This is a genomic window from Staphylococcus caprae (genome assembly GCF_002902725.1).
Classification (GTDB): domain Bacteria; phylum Bacillota; class Bacilli; order Staphylococcales; family Staphylococcaceae; genus Staphylococcus; species Staphylococcus caprae.
Window position 1 is genome coordinate 56,441 of record NZ_PPRT01000043.1, and the last position, 10,701, is coordinate 67,141.

At 35.1% G+C, this 10,701-nt stretch carries 10 protein-coding genes and 1 riboswitch; of the genes, 2 read left to right on the forward strand and 8 right to left on the reverse strand.

What is annotated here, in order from left to right; all coding sequences use genetic code 11:
* Positions 1-72: 72 nt before the first annotated feature.
* Positions 73-1,122, reverse strand: coding sequence for a YkvI family membrane protein (locus tag CD155_RS09340; RefSeq protein WP_103213158.1), 1,050 nt, complete (start codon positions 1,120-1,122; stop codon positions 73-75).
* A 356-nt stretch (positions 1,123-1,478) separates the two neighbouring features.
* On the opposite strand from CD155_RS09340, the gene CD155_RS09345 reads away from it, so the two are divergent.
* Complete coding sequence (locus tag CD155_RS09345; RefSeq protein ID WP_103213159.1) at positions 1,479-3,266, forward strand: cation:proton antiporter; 1,788 nt, start codon at positions 1,479-1,481, stop codon at positions 3,264-3,266.
* Between the two features lie 150 nt (positions 3,267-3,416).
* Here the strand turns inward: CD155_RS09345 and CD155_RS09350 are convergent, their stop codons facing one another.
* The 7 genes from CD155_RS09350 to CD155_RS09380 all read right to left on the reverse strand — a co-directional run bounded on the left by CD155_RS09350 (position 3,417) and on the right by CD155_RS09380 (position 9,938).
* On the reverse strand, positions 3,417-5,381 hold the full coding sequence (locus tag CD155_RS09350) for a fructose-1,6-bisphosphatase (RefSeq protein WP_103213160.1): 1,965 nt from the start codon (positions 5,379-5,381) through the stop codon (positions 3,417-3,419).
* 172 nt (positions 5,382-5,553) lie between these two features.
* Positions 5,554-6,168, reverse strand: a complete 615-nt coding sequence (gene uptA / locus CD155_RS09355) for an undecaprenyl phosphate transporter UptA (RefSeq protein WP_103213161.1) — start codon at positions 6,166-6,168, stop codon at positions 5,554-5,556.
* Positions 6,169-6,285: 117 nt separating this feature from the next.
* On the reverse strand, positions 6,286-7,284 hold the full coding sequence (locus tag CD155_RS09360; RefSeq protein WP_103213162.1) for a ThiF family adenylyltransferase: 999 nt from the start codon (positions 7,282-7,284) through the stop codon (positions 6,286-6,288).
* The gene (locus CD155_RS09365; protein ID WP_103213163.1) at positions 7,284-8,051 is read right to left on the reverse strand and encodes a thiazole synthase; all 768 of its coding nucleotides are present in this window, start codon (positions 8,049-8,051) and stop codon (positions 7,284-7,286) included. The genes CD155_RS09360 and CD155_RS09365 overlap by 1 nt, the downstream gene beginning before the upstream one ends.
* Before the next feature lies 1 nt (position 8,052).
* Positions 8,053-8,253 (reverse strand): sulfur carrier protein ThiS, encoded by a 201-nt coding sequence (gene thiS / locus CD155_RS09370; RefSeq protein ID WP_103213164.1) that lies wholly within the window; start codon positions 8,251-8,253, stop codon positions 8,053-8,055.
* Entirely contained in the window at positions 8,237-9,355 is a 1,119-nt protein-coding gene (thiO, locus tag CD155_RS09375; RefSeq protein WP_103213165.1) for a glycine oxidase ThiO, read from the reverse strand. Before thiO ends, thiS begins: the two co-directional genes overlap by 17 nt.
* Positions 9,348-9,938, reverse strand: coding sequence for a thiamine phosphate synthase (locus CD155_RS09380; RefSeq protein WP_103213193.1), 591 nt, complete (start codon positions 9,936-9,938; stop codon positions 9,348-9,350). Before CD155_RS09380 ends, thiO begins: the two co-directional genes overlap by 8 nt.
* Before the next feature lie 79 nt (positions 9,939-10,017).
* Positions 10,018-10,127, reverse strand: a riboswitch (TPP riboswitch).
* 466 nt (positions 10,128-10,593) lie between these two features.
* Here CD155_RS09380 and CD155_RS13320 point away from each other — a divergent pair.
* On the forward strand, positions 10,594-10,701 hold a 108-nt coding region (locus CD155_RS13320), incomplete at its 3' end, for an MFS transporter (protein ID WP_142382854.1).

Below are 10,701 nucleotides of genomic sequence, written 5' to 3' on the forward strand. Positions count from 1 at the left end.
AACAATGCAAGTTGGGAGAGAGACAACGAAAATAATTTTGATAAATTATATTTCTGTCTCACTCCCTTAAATTTATTTTCTAAGAATACCTTTATAAATCACTGGGATAAGTAAGATAAAACCGAATAACCCCATAATAGGGAAAACTTTACCAATCAATGAGATAAATCCGATAAATGTGCATATGAACGTAATGATAGACATCACAATGATTAAACTATAATAACGTTTCGTAAATGGTTGGCTAAAACGAGAAGCAAATGCGTACATCAGGCCGACAACCGTATTGTAAATCACTAATACCATAATGACAGACATAATTGTGCCAATTGAAGGTGAGATTTGCTTCGCTAAGAGTAGCGATGGTAATGCTACATGTTTAATTTTATTAAATTCAGTGACTAGACCTAAATTGATCATTAATAATAAGAACGTAATGATGATACCGCCAATCAGACCGCCATAAATCGTCGACTTCTGGAACTTTAATTTGCCACCCATCACTGTTAAAAAGCTAAACGCAGCAGCAATTTGTAAGCTGGCGTAGTTAATCGCATCGAACCACCAACCGGGTGAAATAGATTTATTATGATTGGAGTACTCATTTGCCGCAGTAAAATCCACGTGTCCTGTAATAAAATAATACATCGCAATCATGACTACAATTGCAACTAGGAATGGCGTGACGCCTCCAAGTACTGCAATAAGTCGATCAAATTGTAAAAATAGAGTAAGCAAAATGAGCACGACGAGGATGAGAGAACTTAACCAGAATGGTATACCAAAACTTTCATTTATTGTTGAAGCACCACCTGCAGTCATAATGATAGCGAGTGAAAATAAAAACACAGTCAGTATGATATCGAATAGTTTTGCAATGACTGGGTGTAAATAATAGCGGATGGATTCAGAATGATGCTGAGATTTAAGACGGTAGCCAGTGTTTAAAACAAATATTCCGCCTAAAGTCACAATCAGACCAGTAATCAATATTCCAGTAATACTATAAACGCCATGACTTGTAAAAAATTGAAATATTTCTTGTCCTGTCGCAAATCCTGCTCCAACCACCACGCCGACAAATGCAAATGCCACGATGATGGATTCTTTAACAGTATTCATTAAACATGCATATCCCTTCAAAATTGATATATTCTATATGTATTCTTTTCTTTTAAAAAGTTTAAAAATCACATTCATCTATTGTAGATGATAAAGATAAAAAAATAAACAGTAAAGTTCATCACATATGTACGATTGTCTAAATGTGACGTACGGTTATTTGTGTTTCATGTATAATTGATGTGTATCACTCGTTTGAAATTTTAAATTATGTTAAGTTTAATTTTGTACTGTTGAATTAAAGATATAAATTTACAAAAGTTTTAAGCAAATGGTAATGCATGAGTCCACCATTTTTGATAGTATTAGGCAATATTGAATATAGAATACAAGTAAAAATATAAGAAGGTGTTTGTATGTCATTGAATTTACCCATTATGCTAACGATTGTTTTATTCTTAGCATTAGGGATTTTCAGTCAATGGTTAGCTGACAGAATTAAATGGCCTTCCATTGTAGTTATGGCAATTGTTGGATTGTTAGTCGGTCCAATTCTGGGATTGACTAATCCTAAGGAAGCGCTTGGTTCAGACGTGTTTAGTCCGATTGTTTCTTTAGCCGTCGCAATTATACTATTCGAAGGTAGTAGTAATTTGGACTTTAGGGAACTGAAGGGCATCTCCAAAGCAGTCATTCGAATCATTACAGTTGGTGCAATTATCGCATGGATATTAGGCGCTATTGCGTTACATACCATTCTCAATTTCCCATTATCCGTATCATTTGTGATGGGGGGACTCTTTTTAATTACAGGTCCAACCGTGATTCAACCTTTACTCAAGCAGGCGAAAGTGAAGAAGAATGTCGATTCCATATTACGATGGGAGAGTATCATCCTAGACCCAATCGGTCCAATGCTTGCGTTAACGGCGTTTTATGTCTTTCAAATTCTCGAACAAGGTATTAGTTTCGTCGTTATTCTACTCTTTGTTCTGAAAATGATAGCCGTCGTCGTAATCGGCTTTGGCGCATCATACTTATTCAACTGGTTTATCCGTCGCGATATGATTCCACAAAGTTTGATGCCTCCGATTCAACTCATATTTATTCTATTAACATTTAGTATTTGTGATGAAATACTTTCTGAATCGGGTCTATTAGCAGTAACAATCTTTGGATTAAATATGGCGCGTAAGAAACGTCATGATTTAATTTTCAAAGAATCTGACCATTTTATCGATAATGCGTCATCGATTTTAGTCAGTACAGTCTTTATTTTAATTACATCTTCACTTTCAAAAGATGTATTATTAAACGTATTATCATGGCAATTAATTATTTTCTGTTTAGTCATGATTGTATTAGTTAGACCGATTTCAGTACTATTTTCAACGTTTAGAACTGAAATTTCTAAAAAAGAACGTGCCATTGTCGCAATGATGGCGCCAAGAGGGATTGTGGTTCTTACCGTAGCGCAATTCTTCTCAAGTTTATTTATGGACGATAAAGTAGACATGGCGAAGTATATAACGCCAGTAACGTTCGGATTGGTCTTTATTACTGTGGTGATTTACGGATTTAGCTTTACACCGCTAAGTAAATTATTTGGTGTTGCGAGTAATGAACCACCGGGTGTTATCATTGTGGGTGAAAGTGAGTTTTCATTCCATTTAGGAGTGAATTTAAGAGATCATGGAATTCCTGTCATGATGTTTAATCTATTTGAAAATACTTCTGAAAAAGCACATGAAGCGGGGTTTGAAGTCTTTAAAGGTAATTTATTATCAAGTAATGATCGTATTTACTCTGACTTACTTCGCTATAACAAATGTATCTTGATGACGCAGTCGTTCATTTTCAATAGTTTGGCATTTAATGAACTGGTACCGGAGTTTGGTTTGAGTAATGTAGATATGATGCCTGTTTCTTTCAATGATGAGCAGGCGAGAAATAACTTGAGTGGACCGATTCGTAATCATATTTTATTTGATGAAAATCATAGCCCACGATGGTTTAATAACTATATTACGCAGCATAATATCGTGGAAGTGCCAGCAGAAGAATATCATGAGCTGACTGACAATGACATGTTAATTTATTATATTAATGATGATAAAGAAGTGACGTTTAAACGTAGTAGTAGAGAATTACCGCAACATGATACAGGTGTATACGGCATCTTAAGAAATGCTTATCATGCGTAAACGTTATTAAATATGAATATAAAAAAGGTCATCTGCTTTCTGTGAAGTGTATCCACAGAAAGTGTGATGACCTTTTTAACATTTAGAAGGATTACAATGAACTTTGCCCATTGCATAAGAAATACTAAGCGCTAAAACGCAAAGTATTTCTTATTTCAAGTATCTGTCGTGCATTAATATTTTTAAGATATCAATTTGGTCTTGTAATTCTTTACCGACATTGGTGTCTCTGATTTTCTTACGTTGAAGTTCTTCGTCTACCACACGTTTCACTGATAATTCATCAGTACCGTCTGACAAGACCTTTTCCTTAGTATTAAATTCCTGATGTGCCACCAATTGCATTCCGAAAGAATTATATAGCAATGTATAACCAGCAATACCAGTTGTAGATTGATAGGCTTTAGAGAAACCACCATCAATGACTAACATCTTACCATCAGCTTTGATAGGATCTTCGCCATCGATTTCTTTCACAGGCGTATGCCCATTAATAATGCGACCTTCATCAGGATTCAAGCCAAAGTCTTTAAGCATCTTACGAATCATATCAACATCTTCACGTAAATGATAATAAGGATTCTTTTCCTCTTTATGAGACGCTTTATCTTCAATAAAGTAACGTTCAAACGTTGTCATTGCACGCTTACCAAAGAGGGAAGAGTATTTACCTGTCCATAAATACCACACTAAATCAGTAGAAATATCGTCTGTGATATCTTTATGATCAAAAGCCTTACGCACATGATATTCAAAGACATCTAATAATTCACGACCACTTAATTCTTCACCCTCGATTTCGAAAGCTTCCATCTCTCCATTTTCATCAACTGGAATACAACCATGAATCAGTAGATTTCCGTTATATGGAAGGTATAGTTTACCTTCACGCATTAAGAATGACATATGACGTCTCAATTTCTCAGATTGTTGGAAAGAAAGGAGTAACTTATCGACTACTTCCTCTTCCTCTGGTAAAAGTTTTGCAGGGTCATTAGGATCTACAGTTTGGAAACATGTGTCCTTAAGAGGGTATGTTTTACCGTAAACTGTAATTTCATTTTTATCATAATCAATTTTTTCTAATACTAAACGTTCTTCCATTTCGAAAGAAGGACGACGCTTAATAATAGGCATTTCAAGCTTGAATTGAATCATGGCAATCGCTTGATGAATCTTAGTGATTTGGCTTTTCTCACGTTTCGTTAAGCTTGCTTCTTTATCAGGACGTTTCTTAGGTTTAAAAGCAGAGTTCTCAGCGTCGTAATACTTTTCAGCCAAAGTAAGTAGAGGACGTAAGTTAATGCCATAAGCATCTTCAATAATATCTAAGTTATCATAACGTGCACAGATACGAAGAAGATTAGCTAGACATACTTTAGAACCAGCATAAGCGCCTATCCATAGTACATCGTGGTTGCCCCACTGAATATCGACTGAGTGATAGTTAATAAGTGTGTCCATAATCTTATCTGGCTTAGGACCACGATCGTAAATATCGCCAACAACATGAAGATGGTCGACGACAAGACGTTGAACCGTATATGATAATCCGATAATGAGGTCGTCTGATTGCTCTAATTCAATAATTTGGTTAACGAGTGTCTCATAATAAGGCTTCTTATTGTGGAATTCGTTACTTTTATAAAGTAATTCTTCAATAATATATACGAATTGTTCTGGTAAGGCCTTACGTAATTTCGAACGAGTATATTTAGATGAACAATATGTAATTAATTCAATGAGAAGTTCGATTGTTGTGATATACCATACATTTAGTTTACCAATTGAATCAAAATTGTTTTTTACTAATTTTAATTTTTCTTCTGGATAATATACTAAGGCTGCTAAGTCATTAATTTCTTGTTGAGATAATTTATCTTCGAAGATGTCATTAATTTTGGCTCTCACGTTTCCTGAACCATTACGTAAAACGTGTTGGAAAGATTCATATTCACCATGAAGGTCGCTGACAAAATGTTCGGTTCCTTTTGGTAATTCTAAAATGGATTCTAAATTAATGATTTCCGTCGCTAATTTCTCAGCACTATCAAACTTTTGAGAGAGTAAATCTAAATATTTTTGTTTCATTTCACTTTCAGTAATAGGAGTCATGCTTAGTCACCTCTATTTAATATTTCCACCACTTATGCATTTAATAATGCGCTTACATAAATTATCTTTAAAATACGCTACTTTTTCAATGAATGCGTCCTAAGAATTTAAATTCATACTAAAAAAGCTGAGCGAACCGATTAAAATAGTAATGGCATACTCAGCTTGAGTTTTATTTAACGTTTTTGCGACGCTTCATGAAGTAACGTATGACGAAATAGATAATTGCGATAATAATGATGACATACATAATACGTGAATATGTGTGAATGCCATTCATTAGTGCACTGAAGCTATCACTTAATACTCGTCCAAGTAAGATGAGTGCGAAGTTCCAAATGGTCGTACCGAGTAATGAAAGAATAGTAAATTGTACCACATTCATGCGGTTGATACCGGCTGGAATAGTGATCAGTACACGTAATACTGGAACGAAACGACATAGGAACACGGCCCATGCACCATATTTTTTAAACCAGTCGTTCGCACGCTTTAAATCTTTACTTTTTAATTTCATCCATTTTCCGTGGCGATCAACAAAGCGATATAATCTTTCTTCAGATATTAAGCGACAAATATAATATAAAATCAATAGACCGATAAACGAAGCAATCGTAGCGATAATTAATAACGTCCAAATAGATAAATGCGACTTCACGGACAATAATCCAGCAAACGTTAAGATAATCTCAGAAGGAACAACAGGTAAAACGTTCTCTAATAAGATTAAAATAAATATTGCCATATAGCCCCATTTACTAATAAAATCTGTAATAATATGTTCCATGTAAAATTTGTTTCTCCTTTAAATCAAGCAATGGTCGAGCATCGTTTGTTTATTATAACCAATATTAACAGTAAATGCTTAAAATTAATAACGAAGATACATCAAATTCTAATGAAACTAACGTATTGATTTTAATAATGTATGATAAATACCTTGTGCTTCTTCATCACTTTGGATGCCGTAAGCATTCATACGGCCATCTTTAAATAACGTAAATTCGTAATTTTCGTATTGGATGAGTTTCGCGAATGAAGTTGATTTAATAACATTTCCTGGGAAATGATTAGCATAGTCGAAAGCGTGTTTCGGTAATCTAAATAGAAACGTTTGGCCACACATAGATTCGATTTGATTATCCTTTTTCAAGTTGAGTAGGTCATATTCTTGATTTTCACACACCGGGCAGTCTTTATTTTTCAGAATATCTATGTTCATCGCCTTATAGTTTATATCAAACGCATCAACTGTAATTAATTGTTTGGAAAAGCCTTTTCCAGCAAGATAGCGAATTGCTTCAGCGACTTCATAACTCGCTACGATTGAAATAATAGGAGGAAGTACACCATTGATAGCGCAACTTTCTCCTGTTTCAGGCATCGTTTGCATGAGACATTTCAAACAAGGGCCTTGATGATCAATACCATAAATCGTTCCTTTACTACCTACAGCTGCACCGTAGACCCACGGAATTTGATACTTATGACACACTTCATTAATTAAAAAGCGAACTTTAAAGTTATCCATACCATCGATAATCATGTCAGGTTGCACTTCATTTATAATATCTTCAATATTTGATGAATTTACCTCAACATCGTAAGTAGATATAACAATATTTGAATTAATTTTATTTATTTTTTCTTTCACAGCTTGGACTTTAGAAGTGAGGTGATACGCATCTTCTTCATCATAAAGTGTCTGACGATGTAAATTTGAAATCTCTACGATATCCATATCAATAATGGCAATATGGTTGGCACCCATACGTGCAAGTTGATTGATAATATGAGTGCCTAACGCTCCAGCACCAAAGACTAGGATGTGAGCGTTAGATAATTTTGTTTGTCCGTCTTCGCCAAACGGTTGAAAGCGTGTTTGTCGATCATAACGTGACATTATAAGAATCCTAATCCTTCAGTAGGGCTTGAAGCTTGTGCTGTATATTTCACTGGAATTCGACCAGCTTCGTAAGACAATCTTCCAGCATTGATGCCAAGCTTCATTGCTTCAGCCATTTTGACTGGATCCTTTGCAGCAGAGATTGCTGTATTAAGAAGAATTCCATCAGCGCCTAACTCCATCGCATGACAAGCATCTTTAGGAGACCCAATGCCTGCGTCTACAATCACTGGTACGTTTGCATTTTCAATAATATAGCTTAGATTGAGTGGGTTATTAATGCCACGTCCTGTACCAATAGGTGAGGCAAGTGGCATCACTGCATGTACACCGAGTGCTTCTAAACGTTTTGCTAGGACGAGGTCGTTTGATATATATGGGCATACGATATAGCCTTTGTCTAAGAGTACTTTACATGCTTCATACGTTTCAAAAGGATCAGGAAGTAGTGTTTCGTCATCTCCAATTACTTCTACTTTAATCATGTCGCAAACCCCAGCGTGATTTGCAATTTCTGCGATTCTAATTGCTTCTTCAGCTGTTTTAGCCCCAGCTGTATTTGGAAATGTAATAAAATCTTTTAGGTTAACATTGACAAGTGGGTTAGGTAAGTTACGGTCATATAGATTCATGCGTCGAACTGCGAAGGTTAACACATTTGTTTCTGATGCTTCAATCGCTTTTGATTGAATGTCTTCATTTTCAAATTTACCAGTACCTAATAATAAACGAGAGTGTAATTCTAAATTTCCAATTTTAAACATATTATCCGCCTCCAACGATTTCTAATAATTCTAATCGGTCATCTTCTCTGACTATATGTTCATGGTATGCATCTTGTTTGATTAACTCTTTATTAAATTCAACGATGACGCGTGTTGGATCTAACTCGAGTGATGTGAGCACATCATGTATTGATAATTCATGGTCGAAACTGAACGTGTCGCCATTAATGATACACTTCATAGCTATTCCTCCTTGATACGCTAAAACTTGAATAATGAGGTGGTTTGATACCTGAAATTAACCAATTTGCGATATCTCGACCAATAATAGGTGACAATAAGATGCCGTTACGATAGTGTCCAGTGATCACAAATAAGCCATCATCAATTTGATCCATCATAGGCACTTCATTGTCTGTATATGGACGAACGCCTGACCATTCCTTAAGAATACGACTATGTTTAAGTTCTGGAATGCGTTCGCATGCGTGATTGAATAACCAGTTTAAACCTTTCTTAGTAGTACCAACCGAATAGTTATTGAACTCACTTGTTGCACCAATTAAGAATCGATTAGGTTGCTTTGGAACGATGTAACAACCATTCGTCATAAATAATGTTTCTGAAAGATTGAGCTCGTCATTTTCCAATAACAGAACTTCACCTTTCACGCCAATCACTTTTCTATGAAGATTGTAATTTTTAAGAAGTTGAGAGGACCAAGCGCCACCCGCAACAATAACTTTACGTGCTTCAATAAGGGGTTGTTGGTCAGTATAAACTGAGTAATAACCATTATTTCTTTCAATAGATTGCACCTCAGTGTGATGATAGCGCGAGATGCGTCTCATGTTGAGTGACTCTAGTAATGCTTTGGTGTAAGCGTTAGCGTTGATTTGGCCATCATGTGGAATATGAATCGCCGCATATGAGGGCTTCACGTTTCCATTCGTTAAGTGCATGAGGTCTTCAGGTGATAATTGTTTAACACTAGGGTCGTTTTGCTTTAAAAAGTTGTATTGACGTTGCAAGGATTCAACATCTTCTTTACTATGCGCAATTTTAATTAAACCTGAATCTTGAAACTGAATATCAATACCTGTTTCATTCATTAATGATTCACTAAGAAGTGGGAACATTCCTCGTGATTCAATCGCTAGTTTGAATAAATCACTTTCTTCGGTGAATTCATTTTGCGCACCTAACATCCCACCAGCTTTATATGACGCATGTTTACCTGGGACATCTCTATCTACAATAGCTACATCGTATTGCGTTGCACTTAATTGTCTTGCTATCGACATGCCGATGACACCTGAACCTATAATAAGTACATCATGCATGTTTCAACCACTTCCTTTTTAATTCTTTTATGTCCTCGAGTGATGCATTCATGAAAAATGAAATGGCACAAATTCCCGCGAACCTTTGTGATACCTGAGCAATTGTCTGTTGAGAAATACCTCCTATGGCATAGATAGGAATAGGGAGATTCAACACCTCTTCAATTTCGTCATTTGTCCGTGGTAATTCATTTGGATGCGACGTCGTAGGGAAGATATGACCGAAGAATACATAATCCAACCCTCTATCAATAAATTGACGTACACTTTTGGCATTATGGGTCGACATGCTCACTTGGATGTCAGGATGTGCCTTTTTGTATGAAAATGCTGTTTCATCATTTTCCTTAAAATGAATGCGTTTGAGATTTAAATCTTCCAATAAAGCAATATCGCTATGAACAATGATTTTGTCTTTAGCGAACCCTTGATTCATTAAGTGAATCATCGATTGCTTTAATTCTTTTTTGTGCATTGATGTTCGAAATAATAATCCATCAATACCTTCCGCAATATCTAAGTAATGTTCTAAATCTTGAGCAGTAAGGACTTTATCGTAAGTAACTGCAATAAATATGTGTATCACCCCAAATCCACAAATAAAAAAACGCTATCTCCCTGAATTGGGAAATAGCGCTTAGATTATGTATATAAATCCTAAAACTTTCGCATCGCCACTTCCCTACGCCAGTATGAACTGGATCAGGTTCTAGGAATTATAAAGTCTATTCTTTACTCTCAGCCTTAAACAAAGGCACTTCCAGTGGATTGATATAAAATTTTATCAAAGATATGTAACCGTTTTTCTTAATGTATATATTACTATTTTTATCTATATACATCAAATGCTATTGAAAGAAAATAAAAAGAATTGATAATGTATAAATTTGCAAAACACTTACTCATAGTGAATATTTAATAATACACTTTATATTTTAAACGATTCATTTTCTGTAAAATTATAGTTTTGAACTTCATGAAATCATACAAGACGATCAATTTAACCAAACTCAAAAACGAGTGGTGAAATATACGAAAAATATACATTTTTTCAAGAAATTTCGTTCAAACTATTGTAATCGTTTTCACAACATGCTATATTATAAAAAATTGTAGCGCTACAACTTACTAAAGTTGTTCTAAAAAGGGAAGTTTCAACAGACATCATAGGAAATTTCTGAAACTTAACGACATCTTAAATAGAAACAACATAATATTAAAGGAAGTAGGAAACAAATATGAAAGAAAAACGCAGTCTAGTACGTTGGTATTTCGCAATAGGGTTCTTCTTCATTGGCGTTATTGCATATATGGATAGGTCTAATATCTCATATATCGCTGCTCCG

Excerpts from the sequence above, each read along its gene's own strand:
- CD155_RS09340 (WP_103213158.1), bottom strand. The coding sequence starts at position 1,122 with ATGAATACTGTTAAAGAATCCATCATCGTGGCATTTGCATTTGTCGGC.
- CD155_RS09345 (WP_103213159.1), top strand. The coding sequence starts at position 1,479 with ATGTCATTGAATTTACCCATTATGCTAACGATTGTTTTATTCTTAGCA.
- CD155_RS09350 (WP_103213160.1), bottom strand. The coding sequence starts at position 5,381 with ATGACTCCTATTACTGAAAGTGAAATGAAACAAAAATATTTAGATTTA.
- uptA (WP_103213161.1), bottom strand. The coding sequence starts at position 6,168 with ATGGAACATATTATTACAGATTTTATTAGTAAATGGGGCTATATGGCA.
- CD155_RS09360 (WP_103213162.1), bottom strand. The coding sequence starts at position 7,284 with ATGTCACGTTATGATCGACAAACACGCTTTCAACCGTTTGGCGAAGAC.
- CD155_RS09365 (WP_103213163.1), bottom strand. The coding sequence starts at position 8,051 with ATGTTTAAAATTGGAAATTTAGAATTACACTCTCGTTTATTATTAGGT.
- thiS (WP_103213164.1), bottom strand. The coding sequence starts at position 8,253 with ATGAAGTGTATCATTAATGGCGACACGTTCAGTTTCGACCATGAATTA.
- thiO (WP_103213165.1), bottom strand. The coding sequence starts at position 9,355 with ATGCATGATGTACTTATTATAGGTTCAGGTGTCATCGGCATGTCGATA.